The 20945-nt window shown below is 57.1% G+C and carries 18 protein-coding genes and 1 pseudogene; 4 read left to right on the forward strand and 15 right to left on the reverse strand.

Features of this window, described 5'->3' with window-relative positions; genetic code table 11:
- The first annotated feature begins 62 nt into the window (after window positions 1-62).
- Window positions 63-665, forward strand: coding sequence for a TetR/AcrR family transcriptional regulator (locus D3878_RS22430; protein WP_119787487.1), 603 nt, complete (start codon window positions 63-65; stop codon window positions 663-665).
- A gap of 308 nt (window positions 666-973) precedes the next feature.
- Window positions 974-1726, forward strand: coding sequence for an IS4/Tn5 family transposase DNA-binding protein (locus D3878_RS24750; RefSeq protein ID WP_119787488.1), 753 nt, complete (start codon window positions 974-976; stop codon window positions 1724-1726).
- Window positions 1727-1964: 238 nt separating this feature from the next.
- On the opposite strand, the gene D3878_RS22440 is transcribed toward D3878_RS24750, so the two are convergent.
- Genes D3878_RS22440 through D3878_RS22460 form a run of 5 tightly spaced genes read right to left on the reverse strand, consistent with a single transcriptional unit; the run spans window position 1965 to window position 6824 of the window.
- Window positions 1965-2819 carry a fumarylacetoacetate hydrolase family protein gene (locus D3878_RS22440; protein WP_119787489.1) on the reverse strand — a complete coding sequence of 285 codons (855 nt, stop codon included), beginning with the start codon at window positions 2817-2819 and terminating at the stop codon, window positions 1965-1967.
- Window positions 2816-3235: a GlcG/HbpS family heme-binding protein gene (locus tag D3878_RS22445; RefSeq protein ID WP_158592359.1), complete on the reverse strand. Its 420-nt coding sequence runs from the start codon at window positions 3233-3235 to the stop codon at window positions 2816-2818. The genes D3878_RS22440 and D3878_RS22445 overlap by 4 nt, the downstream gene beginning before the upstream one ends.
- Window positions 3236-3239: 4 nt before the next feature.
- The gene (locus D3878_RS22450) at window positions 3240-4043 is read right to left on the reverse strand and encodes an alpha/beta fold hydrolase (protein ID WP_158592360.1); all 804 of its coding nucleotides are present in this window, start codon (window positions 4041-4043) and stop codon (window positions 3240-3242) included.
- A gap of 10 nt (window positions 4044-4053) precedes the next feature.
- Window positions 4054-5220 (reverse strand): VOC family protein, encoded by a 1167-nt coding sequence (locus D3878_RS22455; RefSeq protein ID WP_119787492.1) that lies wholly within the window; start codon window positions 5218-5220, stop codon window positions 4054-4056.
- An 11-nt stretch (window positions 5221-5231) separates the two neighbouring features.
- Window positions 5232-6824, reverse strand: a complete 1593-nt coding sequence (locus D3878_RS22460; protein WP_119787493.1) for a bifunctional 3-(3-hydroxy-phenyl)propionate/3-hydroxycinnamic acid hydroxylase — start codon at window positions 6822-6824, stop codon at window positions 5232-5234.
- A gap of 119 nt (window positions 6825-6943) precedes the next feature.
- On the opposite strand from D3878_RS22460, the gene D3878_RS22465 reads away from it, so the two are divergent.
- Window positions 6944-7921, forward strand: a complete 978-nt coding sequence (locus D3878_RS22465) for a LysR family transcriptional regulator (protein WP_233556434.1) — start codon at window positions 6944-6946, stop codon at window positions 7919-7921.
- Between the two features lie 11 nt (window positions 7922-7932).
- Here the strand turns inward: D3878_RS22465 and D3878_RS22470 are convergent, their stop codons facing one another.
- The 9 genes and pseudogenes from D3878_RS22470 to D3878_RS22510 all read right to left on the reverse strand — a co-directional run.
- Window positions 7933-8592 (reverse strand): flavin reductase family protein, encoded by a 660-nt coding sequence (locus D3878_RS22470; RefSeq protein ID WP_119787495.1) that lies wholly within the window; start codon window positions 8590-8592, stop codon window positions 7933-7935.
- Between the two features lie 35 nt (window positions 8593-8627).
- Window positions 8628-10154, reverse strand: coding sequence for a carboxylesterase/lipase family protein (locus tag D3878_RS22475; protein WP_119787496.1), 1527 nt, complete (start codon window positions 10152-10154; stop codon window positions 8628-8630).
- A complete protein-coding gene (locus D3878_RS22480) occupies window positions 10151-11425 on the reverse strand; it encodes an amidohydrolase family protein (RefSeq protein WP_119787497.1) in 1275 nt (424 codons plus the stop codon). The genes D3878_RS22475 and D3878_RS22480 overlap by 4 nt, the downstream gene beginning before the upstream one ends.
- Before the next feature lie 11 nt (window positions 11426-11436).
- Window positions 11437-12375 carry a VOC family protein gene (locus D3878_RS22485; protein ID WP_119787498.1) on the reverse strand — a complete coding sequence of 313 codons (939 nt, stop codon included), beginning with the start codon at window positions 12373-12375 and terminating at the stop codon, window positions 11437-11439.
- Between the two features lie 22 nt (window positions 12376-12397).
- Window positions 12398-14152 (reverse strand): FAD-dependent monooxygenase, encoded by a 1755-nt coding sequence (locus D3878_RS22490; RefSeq protein ID WP_119787499.1) that lies wholly within the window; start codon window positions 14150-14152, stop codon window positions 12398-12400.
- Window positions 14153-14267: 115 nt separating this feature from the next.
- Window positions 14268-14921: a maleylacetoacetate isomerase gene (gene maiA / locus D3878_RS22495; RefSeq protein WP_119787500.1), complete on the reverse strand. Its 654-nt coding sequence runs from the start codon at window positions 14919-14921 to the stop codon at window positions 14268-14270.
- A 12-nt stretch (window positions 14922-14933) separates the two neighbouring features.
- Window positions 14934-15632: a fumarylacetoacetate hydrolase family protein gene (locus D3878_RS22500; protein ID WP_119787501.1), complete on the reverse strand. Its 699-nt coding sequence runs from the start codon at window positions 15630-15632 to the stop codon at window positions 14934-14936.
- Window positions 15633-15705: 73 nt separating this feature from the next.
- The gene (gene gtdA, locus D3878_RS22505) at window positions 15706-16749 is read right to left on the reverse strand and encodes a gentisate 1,2-dioxygenase (RefSeq protein ID WP_119787502.1); all 1044 of its coding nucleotides are present in this window, start codon (window positions 16747-16749) and stop codon (window positions 15706-15708) included.
- A 185-nt stretch (window positions 16750-16934) separates the two neighbouring features.
- A pseudogene (locus tag D3878_RS22510) lies at window positions 16935-17607 on the reverse strand (sodium:solute symporter family transporter); the annotation flags it as partial.
- 339 nt (window positions 17608-17946) lie between these two features.
- Between D3878_RS22510 and D3878_RS22515 the strand changes: the two are divergent.
- Window positions 17947-19710, forward strand: coding sequence for a bifunctional metallophosphatase/5'-nucleotidase (locus D3878_RS22515; RefSeq protein ID WP_233556435.1), 1764 nt, complete (start codon window positions 17947-17949; stop codon window positions 19708-19710).
- Window positions 19711-19811: 101 nt separating this feature from the next.
- Here D3878_RS22515 and D3878_RS22520 read toward each other — a convergent pair whose 3' ends face one another.
- Window positions 19812-20861 carry a Fic family protein gene (locus tag D3878_RS22520; protein WP_119787504.1) on the reverse strand — a complete coding sequence of 350 codons (1050 nt, stop codon included), beginning with the start codon at window positions 20859-20861 and terminating at the stop codon, window positions 19812-19814.
- Between the last annotated feature and the right edge of the window lie 84 nt (window positions 20862-20945).

Consider the following 20945-nt stretch of genomic DNA (forward strand, 5'->3'; position numbering starts at 1 on the left):
AGCGGCGCTTACATGTTCGTATAGTGGCATAATTAAATTTTTCTGGCAAATCACATCTACCTATGACCCGCTCCTACCACCATGGCAACTTGCGCAACGAATTGATCCAGGCTGCCCGCGTCATTGTCGAAAGGGATGGCCACGAACTAGTCTCGTTGCGCGGGATTGTCGAGGAGTTGCAGGTGTCGCGCGGAGCGCCATATCGGCATTTTTCCGACAGGAGCGCGCTACTGGCGGAGGTCGCGATACTTGGTTTTCAGGAATTGGAAATGATTCGTCGGAAGTGCGAAGCACTTCCGATGGACGACCTCGGTCGATTGAAGGCAGCATTAAGGGGCTTCTTTAGTTTCGTCGATGCCCACCCGCGCATGTTCATCCTGATATATGAGGGCGGACTACTTGAAGAACCCGGGCGGTATCCCGAAATTGATGAGTGCCAGAAGCAGATTTACGATAACCACTTCCGCATGCTTGGCGCTGCCGTCCCGCATTTGGATGCGCGAGAGCGGCGTTTGCGCATGATTTCTTTGTGGGCGACGTCGTATGGGTACGCCAAAATTCGCCAGTTGAAGATGCTTCAACCATATATGGTTAAGGCCTTGAGCTGGAGCGAGATTGAAAATGCGGTCTTGAAAAGCGCTATCGGACTAACGCCGCACAACTGAACCGGTCTCAAAACCTCGGAGGCCGATTTGATTTTCTCATCGTCTTTTTCGTCAAGGCGGTACAGCCATAACCTGTTCCGCTGTGTTGCGGAGATGCGCGGTGCCGCGCCCACAATGGACAATTGCCAGTACTCACGTCGGGACGAGTCCATGCGGCATACGCGATATAGTCGGTAGGCCGATAAAGGCACCTCGTTATACACAACTCTGCAGCCAACATCTGACGCCTTGAAAAATGTGTTTACATTCAACGGCTTAGCGGCGCACTTGTAAACTGCGCCGAAATCGCGTTTACTCTTGCCTTTTGCATGGCGCAAATGGCAAGTAGATCGACAGCATGGACGGCAACAGAATTCGGACAACTCGATCTGGGCGATGTGCGCCTGAACCGGCGAGCGAGGACACTGATGGAGAGCATGGCGGCGGCACCGACGGCCAGCGTTCCCAAGGCATGCAACGGATGGGGCGAGACAATGGCGGCGTACCGCTTCTTCGACAACGCGAACGTCCAATACGAGTCCGATGCACGCCGTGTTCAGAACGCTCTGCGTAAACGGTTGGAAAAGTTTGGTTTGACCCTTGAACCAAGCAAGACCAAGCTGGTTGCATTTGGTCGATTTGCACCGAGGAATGCAGGCAACAGCGGGCGGAAGAGGCCGGAGACGATCTACTTCCTGGGATTCACCCTGTATTGCACGCAAAACCTGAAGGGCAGATTCAAGGTAGGGATGCGTACAGAGAAATCGCGATTGCGACGTAGTCTGGCAAACCTACAAGACTTGATGCGACAGGCGAGGCACTTGTCGATTCGGGAACAGAGCGAAAAGCTCAACCGGGTATTGCGCGGCCACTATGCTTACTATGGGATCGCCGGGAACTTCCGGGCGTTGCTGCAAGTGCATAGGGGCGTCGAGCGATACTGGCGCAAAATGCTGAGTAGCCGAAGCCGTTCAGGTGGTGTTACGTGGGAAGCGTTTCATCAAATTAAGACGCGGTTTCCGTTGATGCGACCAAAGCTGCATTTGCCCTACCGGGCTTTGCAAGCTATCGCTGTACTGTAAATCAACTGCTGAAGAGCGTAGTGCGGGAAATCCGCACGCTACGTTCTGTGGGAACCGGAGGCGGGTGACTGCCTCCGGTGACCCGGTGGCGGCGAGGGTGACCTCGCTCCCTACTCGATCGCAGCCTTATTGTGGTTGCTGATCTGTCTCCATGCTTACTCACAAATCGGTAAATAAGACGACTTGAATCCTCTCTCGCCGCAGGGAAACGGCTGGAACTGTCGTCTAAGTTGGCGACTCATGAGTAAGCAGTGTCGTCTCGCACGATATTGCGCAGCGTACCGACTTGACCGACTTCCACCTCAATCGTGTCGCCGGGCTTCATCCACAAGGGTGGCGTGCGCTTTCCGCCCACACCGCCTGGCGTACCGGTCACGATGACATCGCCCGGTTCGAGTTCGGTAAACGTGGAACAGTAAGCGATGATTGCGGGGATCGAAAAAATCATGAGCGCTGCACTTGAGCGCTGGACCTCTTGTCCGTTGAGGCGGGTCACAAGGCTCAGGTCAGCGCCATCTGGAATCTCGTCGCGGGTAACCATCCACGGCCCGAATGCGCCCGTTGCCGGAAAATTCTTCCCGGGAATCCACTGGTGAGTATGGCGCTGCCAATCACGAATCGTGGCGTCGCAGTAAGGTGCATAGCCGGCTATATAATCCCAGGCCTGCTCCTCCGAAATGCGCCGGCCGCGGCGACCAATGATCACTGCAATTTCACCTTCAAAATCGAATTGTTCGGACTCACGCGGCCGAAGCAGAGGTTGGCCGTGTCCCACCTGTGAATTAGCGAAGCGCGAAAAAATCACCGGCTTCTCCGGTACCTCGCGGCCAGTCTCAATACGATGATCGTGATAATTTGTTCCGACGCAGAAGATCTTAGGCGGATTTGGAATGACGGCAAGCAGTTCAACCGATTCCAGGCGGTGCTCGGGTTGCCCATTTTGAAGCAAGCCTGCAAGCGTCGGCAGGGCATCGGCTTCGATGGCTTGTTGCAGAGTGGCGAACCCGCTGCGGCGCCCCAAGTCAACAATGCCATCGCCTACGACCGCACCCCAAGAAGTTGTACCAGCAACACGGAAACTAAGTAATTTCATTGATGTTCTCCTGAATTGATTTGAAACAGTGAAATAGCACTCTCGGCAATTTTCGCGTCAAGATGTGGTGGTGCTCCCGCCACACCTACTGCACCGACGCATTCGCCATTGACCATGACGGGAAGCCCGCCTTCAATTGGTGTATGGGGCAGCTTCAACATCGAAAACCGGCCTTCATTGAGAGGTTTTTCGAAGAAAGTCGTCGGGTGTCCGCCTTCAGCGGAAGTACGCGCCTTGTCAAAGGCGCCTTGCGCGCTCATCAGCGGGGCGCCGTCCATCCGCACCATGGCTTGCATATAGGTGCTTGCGTCCACAACAACAATCGATACCGGCAACTTGAGCGCTTCTGCCGCCGATCGTGCCGCGTCCACAAGATAGATGGCGTCCCTTAAAGACAACGAAGTCTTGTTAAGCATGTAGTTATTCCTTGTTTGATGGAGCATGCCCATTCGCGTGCAGGAATTCTTCGACGACGCGGTTATAGTGCTCCGGCTCTTCAAAATATGATGAGTGTCCCGACTCAGTGAAGGTGTAGGCTTGCGCGCCCGGAATGCAGCTTGCTGCCACCATGTGGGTGTTTGGGCCAAGTAGTTTGTTTTGCAATCCTCCCATGACCAATGTAGGAATCTGATAGTCAATGAAGTGTTCCGGCATCAGGCGCAGCTCCGGATCGGTGATGGTGGAAAGATCCAGCTTCTGGTTCATACGGGCTAACATCTGATACAGCGCGATCAATTCCGGATGCTCGCGCACAAAATGCTCGCTGAAACCCAAGTCTTGCGGCGGCACCTTTTCGCCCGCTGCAACGCGCCGGAATCGCTCCGACACTACCTCAAGTACCTTGTGATGCGGCCCATAGGCAGGCGTTGGCGAACCTGACAATACCAATGCGTGAAACCGATCCGGTTCACGGACCGCCAGCGGGAGGCCGGCCCATGCACCCATCGACTGACAAACTGCAACAACTGGTCCATCCACCTCAACATCAAGGATGCGGGCGAGGTCCTCACTGAACTGGCGAGGATGGAAACTCTCCGGATCCGCATATGAGCGGCCAAAGCCACGCATATCGAGACAAATTACCCGGTACTGCTTGTTGAAATGCGCAACCTGCTGAAAGAACACCGTGGAGTTGGCGCCGGCACCATGCACAAACACCAGGGGAAGCCCTTCACCACTCACGTCGTAATACAGTTGTGCGCCAGGTACGTTAAGAAATGACACAGTAATCTCCTTAAGCCATCGGGCCCATGTATGGCAGCTCATACCACCCGGAGTCTCCATGGGCGATAGCGTCTGGCCATGAGTCCGGGGGGAGGGGGGTAGTTGTTGGCTGAGGTGCGCTGCCGTCGCGTTCCACCCGATCCATACCGTAGAAGATCTGAACCGCGATTTGGTCAGGACCCTGTACCCAGAAGCCATAATGAACACCCGGCGAAATCTCGGCGGGGAGGTCAAGGATCCGAATGCCTTGCTGCTGCATGTACTGGTAAGCTTCGCGTAGCTGCTGGTAATTGGCTGCTTCGAATCCGATGGCCGCAGCGAAGCCGAGACTTGCCTTTAACGCCGCAGGCAGCAACATCAGTGTGTGGTGTTCATCGCCGGCTCGCATGACGACGGCAGTGTGTTCGCCTACTTTTACTTTCTCCGATGGCTGCAGGCCCATGACGTCACGATAGAATGCGACCGAAACATCGAGATCTTCCACGAACAGCGTAATCCGGCCCAGGCGGGTGAGCTTGAACGGGCGCGGCATCAGGATCCCATCGACGGAGTAGCTCGCCGTCTGCTCCAGGACTGGCCGGAACCCGGCTAATTGGTCGCCGCTGTCCAGCGCATCCTGAACCTCTTCATATTCCGGGATTTGTGGCAATGACGGGCATTCATGAAATGCCCGGCCATACATTGACTTCGGCTTGCTGTAGCCATCCCAGCCGATCTGCTCCATCCCATAAAATACTTCGTTGATATATCCGTCCGGGTCGTATGCATATGCGTGCCAATTCGAGCCCGGCGCGTCGCGCCCGATCCGTCGAATGCGTGCTTTCCGATCGAGATAGGACACGCCATCGACAACTTCCTGCAGGCTGCCGACCTGCCAGGAAATCTGGCCGACAATAGCCCCCTTGCGATTCGGCTCTCGTGTGTCCACCAGCATCTGGCTGCCGATCACGATGGTGTGGTGATCCGTGCCACACCGCAGAAAGTAACCTGATCCATGCTCTTTTGGCAGCTGCGGGACCTTCGATGAAAAGTCCTCGACATCGCTGATGACGAGTCCGAGATGGCGAGTGAGGAACCCGAGCGTGCCCGCCAGGTCGGGAGTGTGATAGCCGAAATGACCAACACGGCGAATGCGGAATGGTTGGGCCAAGCGTAGCCCGCCGACCTTATATGCCATCGTAGTACTCCTTAAACGGATTCAAGCAACTGGTCCGGGGTGAGTGTGCTGTGGAGGCGTTGTGCCAATTCCTGGAGCAGAGCAGAGACCTGGTCCTGTCTGCCTGCACCGAAGACATAGAAATCCGGGCGGATAATGACCACATCCACGTCGTGGCGATTGAGAAAGTCGCGATAGACACCTTCGACGTCTTCGACTGCGTTGGCAGAATCTGGCTGATCGAAGACAGCAATCGAACAGTCGATCAGCTTTAGCCAGCAGCGCTCGGCGCTGCTCAGGAAACTTTTCGGGTCGCTCCGGCTCCACAGTTGGAACGTGCCGCCGAGAATGTCGTCGCCGCGTCCTTCATGGTCATTGCGACGCAGGATGCCTTGTGGGGCAAAGGTGCCGCTCGGTGCGGCGATGGTTCCATCGCTTTCACGATGCACGACGCCAGTCGACAGGCTGGGTAAATCCGGCGGCTGCGCCTCACCCTTTAGCCGCATATTCATGTTGCGTTCTGCCGCCTTCTCGGGGGCGGTGATATTGACCATGTGGGACAGCATGTCGGATGCCATCACGATAGCTTTGGCATGTGGTTCACGTTCGGCGCGATATTCATCGAGCAAGCACTCCGAACTCCTGCCGGCGAGAACTTCGTTGAGCTTCCAGCCAAGATTGCGTCCATCCCGAATTGCGGAACATGCGCCTTGGCCCATATAGGGAGGCATGGTGTGCGCGGCATCGCCGGCCAGGAACACGCGTCCAACCCGCCATTCCATTGCCAGACGAGTACGGTAGTGATAGACCACCTGACGGAGAATGCGCACGTCCTCCGGGCCAATCCCGTGCTTGCGTGCCATGAATTCCCAGGCGACGGTTGGATTGGTCATCTGCTCGTCATTCTCACCTTCCATCACGCGGAATTCCAGACGCAGCCTGTGCTTGCCTATCGGCATATGCATATGGGGCCGTTCAGGATCCATGAAGATTTTCAGGGACATGAGATGTGGTGGAAGAGGGCGCAGATTCTCGGCATCGAAGTTGAGCCAGCGCTGATGCATATTGAAATCATGCATGCCAACCCCGAGCATCTGACGTACAAAGCTCCGCGCGCCATCAGAACCGACCAGATATCTGGCTTGAATCGTACGAGGACCGGCCCCGGCCGTGGCCCGATCAAGCGGGCTAATCGTCAGGTGGGCAAACTCGTCATCTTGCCAGAGCTCCGCAGCTTCCCAGCCGCGGAGCAATTCAACATTTGGCATCGAATCGACTTTGTCCAATATTGCCTTTTCAAAGTCTGGCTGGAACATCGATACACGGCTTGGCCATCCGCCGAGTTTGCCAGGGAACGGGACTACTAAAACCGGTTCGCCATCTGCATCGACGAATTTGCAGGACTCCTGGACCAGTGTTCCTTCAAATGCGGCGTCGATATTCGTGCTCGTTGCCTGGATAACGCGGCACACTTCGCCATCAAGCGTGGTAAGGCGTGGTAGCGGATAAGGTTGTGGCCAACGTTCCACTATGAGAACGCGCGCCCCTGCAGCGCCTAATGTTGATGCCAGGACCTCACCTGCCGGGCCATAGCCAACAATGGCAACGTCGTAAATTTCTCTCATAGCGCCTTATCTCCTCGTTGTTCGGCTTGTCGAAGGTAATCATGTTAGGTACACTCGCATCATCAATCAATCGACTGAGAAATATAATTATCATCACCAAGGGTGATTACGGAGACACGATGGATATGGCAAGCAAAGCACAGGGGATTCTTTCTGCGGCACCGGCAATGACACGTGAACAGGTTGACCTGAATCTTCTCTATGTTTTTGATGTTGTCATGACCGAGCGCCACGTAACCCGTGCTGCCGAACGTCTTGACATGACGCAGTCCGCAGTGAGCAATGCGTTGAACCGACTGCGCAGGCAGTTTCAGGATCAGTTGTTCGTCAAGGCGGCGCGCGGCGTGAGTCCCACCCCGCGTGCCCTGGCGCTATGGGCCTCGATCCATCAATCCATTAAGGATCTACATGCTTCGATGCAGCCGGAAGTCTTTGATGCCGCGCATGCAAACCAACGCTTCCGGATCGCATTGGTAGACATTACGGCATCCCTGCTGACGCCACATCTGTCGCACGCCGTGCATTCGCTTGCGCCAGGGGTTTCATTCTTCTTTGTTCCCTATGACCCGGCGCTGACCGCTGCACGCTTGATGCGGGGCGAGATCGATTTCGCGATCGGGGTCGAACCCGCTCGCGCAGCTGTATTGCAAACCCTGCCTCTTTGGTCGGATACATTTGTGGTCGCTGCCCGGCGCGGACATCCGCTATTGGATGGCGACCTTTCCCTGGAGGATTTTTGCGCTGCACCGCAGATCGCGATCAACGAACCGGGAGATGAAGATGCGCCTAATATGATCGACGATGCACTTGCCAATTTGGGCCGCAAGCGAAACATACGGCTGTCGGTGAACCAGTTTTCAGTGATCCCCCCCATCCTGCACGACTCCGACCTGATCGCAGTATTGCCGACCCGATTCGTTGAGACCCCGTATGCGCGAGGTGCACTGGCGAGTCGTTCGCTTCCGTTCGCAGTTCCGGAGGTGACCCTTTATCTTAGCTGGCATCAACGGAGTAACACGCTCCCCTCTCACCAGTGGCTCAAGCAGAGGATGATTGAGGCGGCCGGTGCGCTGAATCGAGCCGCGACAGCGCGATAGTCCCCATCTGGTTATTTCTTGTGCTTGTAGTCTTCCGGCTTCATCATTGCGAACCGGCTGGCTTCGATGATCTCGAAGAAATCGGATAGGCCACCGCCGCGAAGTACAGGGCGTCCTTTGACCGTGTCGTAAATACCATCGACCAGCAAATCCTTGCGAATGTGGACGTACACGACTTCACCGTAAACGAACCAGGTATCCACTTCCTTGCCTTGCGAACTCTTGAGCCGGATGATTTCCGAGAGTCGGCATTCAAGACTGACGGGAGATTCCGCTACCCGGGGCGCCTCAACCAGCCGGCTAGGTGCCTTGGTCAACCCGGCCAGCATGAACTCATCCACATCTGGAGGCGCGGAAACGCTGGACTGATTCATTTTTGCCGCAATGTCGCGTGAAACCAGGTTCCAGGTGAATTCACCGGTTTGCTCGATGTTCCGGACAGTGTCTTTGTAGCCAATGCTGGCAAAGCCGAGCAAAGCCGGTTGATGGTTCAGCGCATTGAAAAAGCTGTACGGGGAAAGATTCGAAATTCCCTCTTTCGACTTCGTTCCCATCCAACCGATCGGGCGCGGTCCAACGATCGCTGCGTAGGGGTCGAACGGCAAAGTATTCAAGACGGAATTTTGCTCGTACGAGATGAAATTATCAGCATGCGTGATATTGGTGGTCATGACTTCCTCTTCTTCATCAGTTGGTTACTTTTCAATCACTGCTTCGCACGAAAGTACATCTCGTCGAATATGTCAAAAGCCTCACGGCGTAAGGCGAATCCCGGTTTCGTTGTCGTGCCAAACACCATCAGATGCTCCTCATGCGATGCATCGAACTGATCCCACTTCGGCAGACCATTGCCATTGGGGTCGCCCATGGCAATAAACCTGCCCCAGGTATCTGCGAGATTTTTCGCAATGGCATGATCGGCGTCGCGCCACGCCCACGGTCGGGCAGCGAGCTTGTCCCAGGTATAGGGCAACTCCGCTGTGTGGAACGTCCCGTATTCCTCTTGACCATCAGGCGGAGGCGGCAGGTCATCTGGCAAGGGAAGCCGATGCTCGAATTTGTAGAGCCACGTCGGGGCGCCCGTGGTTTCGGCGTGCGTGCGTGCCCACCGCCATACCGGATAGACAAAGCGGCGATCACCGACCAACGCACATCGATCTGCGTGCCCGTCCATGTCAAAAGCGCGGGGATAGATATGCTTCAGCGTTGTTAGTGCATGCTCGGAATGCGATGTCAGTTTCAGATCGTCCACGGCACGCGAAGAGGCATACAAACTGCCTTCATCCGCGTTCCAACCGACAAGCAGCGGGATCCTGGCCTGGCGTCCTGCCATGAAGACATCGGTGGTGTCTTCGCTCAACAGGCGTCCGTCGATAATGACGCCCTGGGGCGCGATGCGCAGGAATGCCGTCGCAGGCAGGTCGCGAAGCTGTTCAAGCGAAGGCCCCAGCGAAGATACGGCTGCGCAGCCGCGCTCGGCGGCTTCTGCATGATGCGTCATGCGAAGTTCGTGGCGGAATATTCCGGACAAACTCTGGCCGATGGCAGCCCGGAACAGACCACGTGCTGCAGGGGCGGCCATCAGGTGGGTCACGGTCGCGGCGCCCACCGAGTTGCCCGCGATGGTTACACGTGCCGCATCGCCCCCGAACGAAGCGATATTGTCTTGCACCCAGCCCAGTGCAGCAACCACGTCCTGCACACCATAGTTTCCCGATGCGCCAAGCGGATCTTCCGCTGCCAATTCCGGCAACGAAAGAAAACCGAGCGCGCCGAGACGCATGTTGACTGTCACCACGACCATGCCGCGTGCGGCGAGGCGGCTGCCATCGAACAAATCCTGGCCGCCGTGGCCGGTTTTGTACCCGCCGCCATGTATCCACACCAGCACCGGCAGCTTGGCTCCCTGCGAAGGCTCCGGACTCCATACGTTAAGATACAGACAATCCTCGCTCATCACCAACGCACGGGCATCGTCGTTGTTAAGCCGGTAGAACAATGAGGACCGCGGAGGCAACTCCTGGATTGGTGCGGGCCCTGGTTCGAGGGCCAGACGTTCCCCCTCCCAACGCGGCTCGCGCTGCGGCGGTCGCCAACGCAGCGCGCCAACCGGCGGCGTTGCATAGGGAATGCCCTTAAACACACTGACAGGACCGCACCTTCTACCAACGAGACATCCACTGGCAGTCGAAATGCGGACAAAAGCGTCCTCCGTGCTCCCCGCTGCACTCATGCAGCAACCGGAGTTGTGGCACGATCACTGCTGCGCTTGCTCGCCAACTTGTACAGGTTGCCATCCTGCATGATCATCGACAAGTTCCCCGGATCTTGCAGAATCGTGATGTCACTGGTCGGGTCACCTTCGACCAACAGCAAATCGGCCAGATAAGCTTCTCGCACCAGGCCAAGCTCATCGCCCATGCCCATCAACTGACCACCGTATTCGGTCGCGGAGCGCAGCGCCTCAGCCGGCGTCATGCCGAACCATTCCACGAACAGTTCGAGATCCTTCGCGTTCAGTCCGATGGGATTGAAACCGAAACCGTAATCGCTCCCTGGCACGACGCGAATGCCAGCCTTGAGCAGCTTCGGCACCACTTCGCGAATGCTCGCGGTCGCCACATCGACTTCCATGCCTGGCGTCGGTGGCTTGCCCATGTTGTCCATCATCCACAGGCTTCCCGGCGAAGGCGCTATAAAGATCGGATCCTTTGCATTTGCGGCCATTGCGATGGACTCGTCATCCATGTAGGTCGCATGGTAAATGGCGCGAAAGCCGTGGCGAATTGCCATCTGGATGCCTTCCGGCGAATGCGCGTGCGCAGTGAGCCACACGCCTCGCTCGCGAGCGACTTCACCAGCCGCCGCCACTTCTTCTTCTTTGAATTCAAGTATGCGCGAGGTGTATTCGATGAGCGCGCTTTCGCCGGTGATCGGCATCTTGACGATGTCTACGCCGACGTCGGCCATGTCGTGCACGAACTTGCGGACCTGATCGGTAATCGGGGCGCGATCGTTCGCACCGACGTGGCCTTCTATGGAGTTGGGATTGAGCGTGGCGGATGGCGACTTCATCGTGTCCGCGCTGACTTCCCACGATGCCGCGCGCATGCGCGGGCCGGGCATCCATCCTTCGCGGATCGCCTTGCGCAATGCGACTTCCACGCGCGGACGACGATTGCCGCCGGAGTAGATACTGGTGTAGCCGTGGTCAAGCATCACCCGCGCGTTGTGGCTGACGATGAGCGCCTGCTCCTCCTCCGGTTCGTTGCGTGGCGAGCGGTGCTCGACAGTGGAGCCGATGCCAAGGTGGGTGTGCCCGTCCACCAGGCCCGGCATTAATGTGGCGCCGGCAGCGTCGATGACCCGGACATCGCTTCCCTCGGGTCGGTCGATGTGGTCGGCAATGCGCATGATGCGGTTGCCGTCGATGAGCACATCAGCCTTGCGTCGCGGGCTGCCGCTGCCGTCGAAAACCTGTGCGTTTGCGATGAGCGTTTTCATTGTTGCATTCCTTAGAGTGGAGGAGCGACGAACAAACCCTCGTCCGGGGTGTTGAAGTGGCTGCGCATGACGTTTTCACCCCAGGCGTTGGAAGTGCCCCACACATCGAGTACAGCCGGATCGGAGAGGTCACCTTCCGTTGCCGTCCATGAATCGCCGAGCTGGCTCATGCCAGCGGTGTATTCGACCGTATTGCCTGCCGCATCCTGAAAATAGCCATACGCGTTGTCGCCAGTCTGGTGACGCCCCGGGCCCCAAATCAGCTCCTTGCCGTCACGCTGTAAGCGTCCGACGCCACGAAGGAATTCGTCGATGCCACGCATGTCGAATGAGACATGATGCATCGCCACATGCGGCCCATTGCCCACGGCTAACACATGGTGCTGCGGATGGCTGCAACGCATGAACCACATCAGGGTGTTGCCGTGGATGTGCAAGGTCTCCACCACCTGAAAACCAAGACATTTCTCGTACCAATCCACCGTCGCTTGTGGATTCGGCGAATTGATCACGCAATGCGAAAGCCGCGCAGGAATCGACTCGCCCGGCTCCAGGTCGCGGTACTCGCGCGGCGCGACGTCAGCCGAGACTTCGACGACACGACCATCGAGATCGAAAAGACGTACGCCATAGCCGCCGCCAGGTGCGGAAAGTTCGCGCGGCTCATGGATGAGCTGGACGCCATCTTGCTTCAACTGCTTCGCCAACGCATCGACATTCTCCCGGGTGGCGGTGCCGAAACTGATGACGTCCGCACGCTTCTTATCGTCCTTGCGCAAGCGGATGACATACGGCTCCGGCGAACCTTCCGCAGCGAAGTAATGCACACCATCTTTCTCCGCGACTTCGGTAAGGCCCCATTCCTTGCTGTAAAAAGCACGTTGTTCTTCTAGCTGCGGCATCGCAAAACCCACGTGGCGCAGGTGGGTAATCAGATTCGTATTGCTCATGATGTCTCCTTGATCAGTGTGATTAAACCGCGGTCGACCAACCAAGAATGCTGGCCATGGCTTGCGATAGTGCTTCTGTCGGATCACCCGGCAGTTGCTGGTGGCGCCAGCCGACGATCAGATCGGGACGCACGAGTACGCAGCCATCGTCCTCGGTACCACGAACCTTCGACCAGTCCAGGTAGGGGTCTTCGAAATCCAGGCCAGATCCAACCAAGGTAACCCCGATGTCGACGCCGAATTTTTCCGAAACGTTCTTCGCTGCTTGCTTCCATCCTTTGCCACCATGCGAGGAGAAGAGATGGAACTTGCCTTTACCCGCCAGATCCAGCGTCGAAACCAGCGGGCCGGGTTTGCGATTCACCAGCCATCCGTGCGGCAATGCGGAACCTGGCCGCGTCGAAGGCTGATAGTAAAGATCCGGGTCTTGTGCCGGCACGGGTTCCGGCGTGTCATCTCCGACGATGGCGCCCGAATGATAGTTGCGGGTAAGCTCGACGCCATGCGCTTCACCGTTATAACGCGTGTCGAGAAGTTGCTGCCGCAAAGCCTCGCGGCCTTCGCGCGTTGCCAGCTTTCCGTTCACATCGGACTCGGTCTGTGCGCTGAAAAGGCAGGCACCAAGGTAGTCCGCCAGACCGTTCGCCTGCCACATGCTCAAGTTGGCACGTGCAACGATCTGTTTGGCGACCGGTTGGCGTTCCGCGTTGAAGCTATCGAGCAATCGCGGATGCGCCTTGCCTTTCAACACCAGAGCGAGCTTCCACGCCAAATTGAAACCGTCCTGCACGCAGGTATTGGAGCCAAGTGCCGCCGCCGGAGGATGGCGATGCACTGCGTCGCCCATGCAATGCACACGCCCCTCCGAGATTTTCTCGGCATGGATGTCGTTGATCGACCACTTCGATGTGCTCAGCACCTTGATCGGCAAATCTGCCGCCGCCGGGTCGGCGATCGCTTGACGAATGCGCGATACGAGCTGTTCTGTCGTGGCATCGGGGCCGCTGTAGGTAGGCGGGATATAGATTGAGACAAGCCATTTGTCCCAGGCGTGGACCATGCGGAAAACGACGACCCCGGCCCACTCCGCGAGGCCAGGCTGCAGAATCAGGTAAAGCGAGCCCTTGCGGTGCGCGGTATATGCCGATAAATCCATTTCGCACAGGACGTTGTAGGCCGCCCCAAGCCCTTCCTTGCCAGTCAGGGGCAAGCCAAGCTGATTGGCCACACGGCTGTTCGCGCCGTCTGCACCAATCAGGTATTTGGCGCGGACCAAGAATTGCTGCTGACTGACGCGATCCAACAGTGTCGCGGTCACGCCCTCATCGTCTTGTTCAAACGAGACCAGCTCCGTATCGTAACGCACGTTGACGCCCAAGCGTGTGGCCTCGGCGATGAAGATCGGCTCCATCTTGGTCTGCGGAAAATCAACGAAGGAGCAAGGGCTGGCCGTGCGTACGTCGCCCATGCGTGCCGGGTTATTGCCCCAAGCCCACTGGCGGGCCATTTCCTCGCCGGCCAAACCGCGCAGAAAAAACGTATTGGCAATATGCTCGGCAGGGGACGCGACGGCAAGGCAGTCAGCCTCCAGTCCGGCATCACGGAACACTTCCATGGTGCGCTGATTCACGATGTGCGCACGCGGCGTGTCGGCTGTGCCACGATTGCGGGAGATCATCAGCGTGCGGATTCCCTGCTTCCCAAGAAAAACTGCAGCAGAAGCCCCCGCCGGACCTGCACCTACTACCAGGACTTCAACTTGTACTAATTCCGTCATAACTCGTCTCCATTTTTCATTAATAAATACAGTTTTCTAAGCAGGATTACTGGACTACACGTTGTGGTCTGCTTGTTCGCATCGTTTCCCCCTCCTGGAATAGAGCCGATCGCACTCAAGGCGCGATATGGTCAGGTTGGTTCTTTGGTTCTGCCTGGATGAAGGCTGGATGCGCCATTGCATGTACATAAATGGCGTTTGCCAGCGAATACTGGGACAAGTCGCATCCAAAGCGCTTTGCATTGGCGATTTGCGGAATCAGGCAACAATCAGCCAACGTGGGTTCTTTGCCAAAGCACCACGGTCCGCCGTAGTGCTTTTCCGCCAGCAGCAACAGTAGCTCCGTTGCGGCCATGCCTTCGGCTATCCAGTGCTGGTACCAGGCATCTTTCTGCGCGGGCGTCACTCTCAACTCGTCTTGCAGATATTTCAAGATGCGTAGGTTGTTTACAGGGTGTATGTCGCAGGCGATGAGGTAGCTCAACTCCAGTACGCGTGCGCGTGCGTCGGGATCGAGAGGAATCAGTCGAGGCTCAGGAGAATGCGCATCCAACCAGTCGATTATTGCGAGTGATTGACCAAGACTGAAGTCACCATCTTTCAAGGCAGGAACACTTGCCGAAGGATTGAGACTTCCTACATAAGGGGCCTGACGATGCTCGCCCGTTCGGATATTGACAGGGTGGTATTCGAAAGGGACGCCCTTGAGCCCAAGGGCAATACGCACCCGATACGAAGCCGAACTGTTAAAAAAGCTAAAAAGTTCCATAGCAGGCTTTCGTCACACAATGCGTACAGTGAGTTCTCCCAAGCGTTCGATGCCTACCTTGATCGTGTCGCCTGGCTTGACTGGACCGACACCGTCTGGCGTGCCGGTGTAGATCAGATCCCCCGGTTCAAGGCGGAAAAACTGCGACAGGTACGCAACGGTCTCGGCTACCGACCAGATCAGATGCTTGACGTCACTCTTCTGTTTGATGTCGCCGTTGACACTAAGCCAAAGGTCAGCCATTTCGAAGTGACCGACGCTTGTGACCGGATGGATCGGGCCAAGCGGTGCCGAGCGATCAAACGACTTACCGATTTCCCATGGGCGGCCCATTTCCCGCATCTTCATTTGCAGGTCGCGGCGCGTCATGTCCAGACCGACCGCATAGCCCCACACGTAGTCCAGCGCCTGTTCAAGCGGTACATTGGAACCGCTCTTGCCGATCACAGTGACAAGTTCGGCTTCGTATTGATAGTTCTGCGTCTCGGATGGGTAGTCGAGCGTGAGCACTTGGTCATAGGCGACCGGCACCACAGCGTTGTCGGGCTTGCAGAAGAAGAATGGCGGCTCGCGGTCCGGGTCGAAGCCCATCTCACGTGCGTGCGCCGCGTAGTTGCGGCCGACGCAATAGACGCGGCGCACCGCGATCGAATCGCTCGTGCCGACGACAGGCGCGACGATAGGAGCCTCGGGTGGAAAAATGAGTGCCATGTTGTTTCTCTCTATTTAAATAGGGGTTCACGCTGAGCGGAGTGCGCCGCGCGATTGATCCAATGAGGGGCGATTACAAGCGCTCTTCGCGTAGCAGGTCGAGTGCGGCGAGCACGGGGCGGTTCGAGTAACTGAACAGCACAGCATCTTCGTCGGTTTCGAAACGCACCGGCTGCCACGACGGCGCGACAAAGACGTCGCGCGGCGCGAACGCGAAGGTATGCTCACCGATCTTCGCGGTCCCGCTGCCCTCGACTACGCTGAATACGGTCGATTCGGTGCTGCGATAAGCCTTGCCCTTGAACCCCTTCGGCAGCAGTTGCATGAAGGTCGCCATCGTCGGCATCGGATAGCCGCCGGTGGCAGGGTTCACGTAGCGCAGTTTCACGCCGTCGAATGCGTCGAGTTCGCCAGTGCGCTGTAATGTGTCGAGAGCTTGGCGGCTGTGCTCGTACGGGTAGTTAAAGATCGGTGAATTGCCGTTCTTCACTTCGTGGCGTACCGGTAGCATGTTGTAGCCGTAGCGTGCGAAGCTGTCGCCTTCCGGGCGGTTGATCGGTTGGATGTCCTCGGGGAAGTTCTCGGCAAAGCCTGCGTCAAGCTGCTGGAGCAGCGGGATGTCCAGACCATCGAGCCACACGACTGGTTCTCCGCCTGCTTCGATGGCCGGGTTCCCATGGTCGTGCCACGTCCACGAGGGCGTGATGATGAAGTCACCCGGATGCATTGTTGTACGCTCGCCGTCCACGGCGGTCCATGCACCGTTGCCTTCAACGATGAAGCGCAACGCCGACTGGGTGTGACGGTGGCTTGGCGCGATCTCACCTGGCAGAATTAGTTGCAGGCCGGCGTACAGATTCGACGTGATGCTCGCCTTGCCTGGTAGGCTAGGATTTTCGAGGATCAGCACGCGGCGGATCGCTTCGGCCGCACTGATGACCCTGCCTGACTCCATCACAAGTTCGCGCAGTTGTGCGTATTTCCAGATCGCGGGAACGGCCTGCGGGCGCGGTGACTTCGGCACCAGCGCGTGCAGCGATTCCCATAGAGGTGACAGGTTGTGCTTCGCGATCTCTCCGTAATAGGCTTGGCGCGATGCGGGCAAGGTGTTCGACATGCGGTTCTCCTGATGCTACTTTCGTTTTCTGTATTGCTGTCTCTTGGTTGCTGTTTTACGACCAAGGGCTGGAAGAAAGTTAGTGCAGAATATACGCATTGCCAGTTCACGGATCTTGGAGATTTTTGCTTTCTCTTGTCCTTTTTTGCTAATAACAGAGGTGGATTCCAAGAATGCTGAGTCTCGCCGGAAAACAATGCAAGCAAACCCAGCATGCCCAGACCGATGACAATGGAACCGTAACCGATCGTCGCCATAATGAACGTTGGCTTGATCAAGTCCTCGCGTATGGCAAATAATCTTTGCGCAATGGTCTGCTTACCGATGGCATAGGCCAGCACTGCGACAAAGTAGGGCGCGCCTTGTTCAAGTATTGCCGTCTTTGAAAAGAAATCGGCCTGCTCCAGGGTGAGCCTGGGCAGGCCCTGCGCGAAGATTTCCGGCCCACCCAGCTGAAAGAAGTTCGCAGGAATGATGATGACTGCGGCAAGTATCATGGCAATCAATTGCGCGAAGTCCGTCAGCACCGAGGCCCGGAAACCTGACCAGAGCGTATACGACAACACGCCAAGTCCGCTGATCAATACGCCGTGGATGAAACTCAGGGGCGACAGCATGGACACCAGCGCACCGACTGCCGTGAAGTTCACCATCAGGCGATCAGGCTGCCCAGCACGTTGGAGATTGCCAGAATCATCTGGCTGCCTACATGCCAAACCCGATGGAACCGTTCGAGGTCATATAGTTATCGGCGTTTTCATTTTTTCGGCCGATTATCAGGGTCATCAGAAATGAAATTCCGTAAAAACCGAGCAGGAGAAGCAGGACGGTGGTAGGCGAGATCTGGGTCAAAACGATTCTCCAGTGAGTCCTGCATGTGCCGCGGGACGGCACGAATCCGGCGTAGTCGGTCAGTAAAGGTGGATGGGTAACAATCCGGGTGCATGCATATGGCAGTTCGGCAGGCGTGTGCCGAAAAAATGCATGCTGTCTACGGTGAATGATTTGCGCCTTGCCAAACTGATGTGCTTGCCGAGTCATCGCATTGTCACCGGCGCTCGATACAATCCGCGGCAGGTCTACTCCAATTGCTTACTGATGAAACTGTCTAAACATGCATTACGGAAACTGACGATTTTCTGCGCAGCATTGCTGCAGTCCTGCACAAGTCCCGCGCCGGCGCCGGATTGGTTCGAGATGAAAATTATCGGACTTAACGATTACCACGGCCACCTGGAATCGCCCGGGAGCTTTGCAGAAAATACGGCCACGCCTTTTGCCAACCGTACGCCTGTTGGTGGTGCCGATATGCTGGCAGCCCATGTCGCCAGGATTAAATCCCGAAATGCGCTGAATGTCGTGGTCGGCGCTGGCGACTTCGTCGGTGCGAGTCCGCTGGTATCCGGCTTGTTCCACGACGAGCCGTCGGTTGAGACTCTCAACCGGATCGGTCTCGAATTCGTCGCAGTAGGCAATCATGAATTTGACAAGGGATGGCGAGAGCTACTGCGGTTGCAAAAAGGCGGCTGCAAAATGCAAGACGGCGTTCTCGATGCGCATTCCTGCAAAGGCACCGAGGTCGGTACGCCGGTGCCTTTCGAAGGCGCGAAGTTTCAATGGCTGGCGGCAAACGTCTTCAATAAAGCAAGCGGCGAGACGATTCTTCCCGCATATGCTGTCAAGCATTTCCGTGACGTACCAATCGCCTTTGTAGGCATGACGTTGAAGGGGACGCCAGCGATCGTTTCTCCCGAGGGTATCGGCGAACTGGAATTCCGGGACGAGGCGCAGACGATCAATGCCTTGATGCCGCAGTTACGCGCACAAGGTATCGATGCGGTCGTCGTCCTGCTGCACGAAGGCGGCGTGCAGTCGGGCAGCCTGCAAGATATCAATGGCTGTGAAGGTGACCTGAAAGGCTCGCCAGTTGCACAAATTGTCGCCCGGCTGGATGACGCGGTCGATCTGGTGATCAGCGGCCATACACATGCCGCTTATCGATGCCGGCTGCCCAATGCCGTGGGCCGGGCAATTCCGGTGACCAGCGCAGGCGCCTATGGACGCGTGCTGACGGACATCGACGTGCGCATCGACCGAAAATCCCGCGATATCATGCATGTGCATGCGGTGAACCGGCTTGTCGCACGTAATGAAGCCGAATTGCCTGCCGATTCTGCCGTCGCTTCCATCGTCGCAGCGTACCAGCGTCTTGCCGCCCCAATTGCCAATCGTGTCATTGGATCGGTCGCCGCCGATGTCACTAGCGCACGCGTTGATGGCGCATGCAACATGACCGCAGGGAGCATGATTGCTGACGCCCAGATTGATGCGGCTGCCGCGCAAGGCCGGGCTGACATCGCCTTCATGAACGGCGGTGGGGTGCGTCATCCCGGCCTCGTCTTTCGCCAAAGCGGGTCCGAGGGTGATGGCAGCGTGACGTACGCGGAAGCATTTGCGATGCAACCGTTCGGCAACAGCCTGGTGACAATGACACTGACGGCACAAGGGATAAAGGAAGTGCTGGAGGAGCAGTTCGCCGGCTGCGGTGGGCAGTCGCCAAGTGCAACGCGCATCCTGTTGCCGTCGCGTGGCTTCAGTTTTACGTGGAACGGTGCTGCGGCGTGCGGCAGCCGGATCAGCGACGCCAGGCTGGAAGTAAATGGCAAGACCGAGATTCTGGTCGATCCATCTGGCAGGCTGCCGCAGCCCGATGCCTCTTATCGCGTGACCGTGAACAGCTACCTGGCATCCGGCGGCGATGGATTTTCAACTTTCGTCAAAGGCCGTGACCGGACTGGCGGCCCCCAGGATATTGATGCGCTCGTTGGCTACCTGCAGAAATTCAAACTGCCGAATTCGCCATACAAAGTATCAAAAGGCGATGGCTTGGGACAGGGCGCGCGCATACGCCGCATTGGCGACAGTCGCGTATGTCCTGCTGGCGCTGATACGAACCCGTGAGGGTGCTCAATACCCTTGAGCAGAAAAAACGAGGTAAGGCTTTGCATGGTGATTTGGTTCGATTGCGCGATTCACAATCGAACCGGGGTCCGATCTCCTGATCAGCGCAGCTCGTACCAAACACCCCGCCCGCTGCCGTGCTGCCCCAGGTAACCACGCTCTACCAAGTTTCGGAAATGCTGCTTCAAAGTGTTGCGGCTGACCCCGGTGAGCTTGATGGCGTCGCCAATCGTGACGCGGCCGTGCTCGCGAGCCAATTCGACGATTTGCAGTGACAGCACTGGCAAGGCGGCCAGGACGATTTTTTCGCGCTCGACCTTCTTCTCCAATCTGCGCACCTGCTCGGCCAGCGACCGCAGAAAAAACACCAGCCACGGCTGCCAGTTGGGGGCGTCGGTGCGGATCGTGCCTTGTGTCTGTCGCAGGGCCAGGTAATAGGCTTCCTTGTTTATCTCAATCACGCTTTCAAGCGAGCTGTACGGCACGTAAGCATAGCCCGTTTGGATCAGGAGTAGTGTCGTTAGCACGCGGCTAAGCCGACCGTTGCCATCCTGGAACGGGTGGATTTCGAGAAAAACCACCACGAAGATGGCAATGATCAGCAGCGAATGCAGTTGAGCCTTATCACGCTCCTGATTCACCCAGGTCACCAGTTCGGCCATCAGGCGTGGCGTGTCAAACGGTGTCGCCGTCTCGAACACGATACCGATTTGCGCCCCGTTTTCATCGAAGGCGGCCACGCTATTTGAGTTGGTTTTGTATTGGCCCCGATGCCGGGTGTCCTTCTCACTGTGACGTAACAGGATCTGATGCAACTGCTTGATGTGGTTTTCGTTGAACGGGATGTCCCGCCACGAGCTGAACACCAGGTCCATGAGCTCGGCGTAGCCGGCAACTTCCTGCTCGTCACGCGTCTCGAAAGACTGGATCGCCAGGTTGGAGAGTAGCTTTTCCACGTCGCGGTCAGAGAGCTTGCTACCCTCGATACGGGTGGACGAGCCGATGCTCTCAATGGTGGCAACCCGGCGCAATGCCGACAGACGGTCAGGCGCAAGCGTGCCTAGAGCGCGCCAAGCGCCTTTGAACTCGTCTATCCGAGCGATCAGGCTCAGGATCTCGGGAGTAATTTGTAGGGTGTCGGATCGAAGCATGCAACCAATATTACACCCAATAACACCCATTTAGTAGCGTCGCGGCCTCACCGTGGGGAGGCGTTCTCGGTCGTAATGGGTGTA

The sequence above is a fragment of the Noviherbaspirillum sedimenti genome (assembly GCF_003590835.1).
Taxonomy (GTDB): domain Bacteria; phylum Pseudomonadota; class Gammaproteobacteria; order Burkholderiales; family Burkholderiaceae_D; genus Paucimonas; species Paucimonas sedimenti.

What these genes read in the sequence shown, in the direction of transcription:
- D3878_RS22445 (WP_158592359.1), bottom strand. Translation starts at nt 3,235, where the DNA reads ATGCTTAACAAGACTTCGTTGTCTTTAAGGGACGCCATCTATCTTGTG.
- maiA (WP_119787500.1), bottom strand. Translation starts at nt 14,921, where the DNA reads ATGGAACTTTTTAGCTTTTTTAACAGTTCGGCTTCGTATCGGGTGCGT.
- D3878_RS24750 (WP_119787488.1), top strand. Translation starts at nt 974, where the DNA reads ATGGCGCAAATGGCAAGTAGATCGACAGCATGGACGGCAACAGAATTC.
- D3878_RS22440 (WP_119787489.1), bottom strand. Translation starts at nt 2,819, where the DNA reads ATGAAATTACTTAGTTTCCGTGTTGCTGGTACAACTTCTTGGGGTGCG.
- D3878_RS22515 (WP_233556435.1), top strand. Translation starts at nt 17,947, where the DNA reads ATGAAAATTATCGGACTTAACGATTACCACGGCCACCTGGAATCGCCC.
- D3878_RS22475 (WP_119787496.1), bottom strand. Translation starts at nt 10,154, where the DNA reads ATGAGTGCAGCGGGGAGCACGGAGGACGCTTTTGTCCGCATTTCGACT.
- D3878_RS22460 (WP_119787493.1), bottom strand. Translation starts at nt 6,824, where the DNA reads ATGAGAGAAATTTACGACGTTGCCATTGTTGGCTATGGCCCGGCAGGT.
- D3878_RS22455 (WP_119787492.1), bottom strand. Translation starts at nt 5,220, where the DNA reads ATGGCATATAAGGTCGGCGGGCTACGCTTGGCCCAACCATTCCGCATT.
- D3878_RS22485 (WP_119787498.1), bottom strand. Translation starts at nt 12,375, where the DNA reads ATGAGCAATACGAATCTGATTACCCACCTGCGCCACGTGGGTTTTGCG.
- D3878_RS22490 (WP_119787499.1), bottom strand. Translation starts at nt 14,152, where the DNA reads ATGACGGAATTAGTACAAGTTGAAGTCCTGGTAGTAGGTGCAGGTCCG.
- D3878_RS22500 (WP_119787501.1), bottom strand. Translation starts at nt 15,632, where the DNA reads ATGGCACTCATTTTTCCACCCGAGGCTCCTATCGTCGCGCCTGTCGTC.
- gtdA (WP_119787502.1), bottom strand. Translation starts at nt 16,749, where the DNA reads ATGTCGAACACCTTGCCCGCATCGCGCCAAGCCTATTACGGAGAGATC.
- D3878_RS22430 (WP_119787487.1), top strand. Translation starts at nt 63, where the DNA reads ATGACCCGCTCCTACCACCATGGCAACTTGCGCAACGAATTGATCCAG.
- D3878_RS22470 (WP_119787495.1), bottom strand. Translation starts at nt 8,592, where the DNA reads ATGACCACCAATATCACGCATGCTGATAATTTCATCTCGTACGAGCAA.
- D3878_RS22520 (WP_119787504.1), bottom strand. Translation starts at nt 20,861, where the DNA reads ATGCTTCGATCCGACACCCTACAAATTACTCCCGAGATCCTGAGCCTG.
- D3878_RS22465 (WP_233556434.1), top strand. Translation starts at nt 6,944, where the DNA reads ATGGATATGGCAAGCAAAGCACAGGGGATTCTTTCTGCGGCACCGGCA.
- D3878_RS22480 (WP_119787497.1), bottom strand. Translation starts at nt 11,425, where the DNA reads ATGAAAACGCTCATCGCAAACGCACAGGTTTTCGACGGCAGCGGCAGC.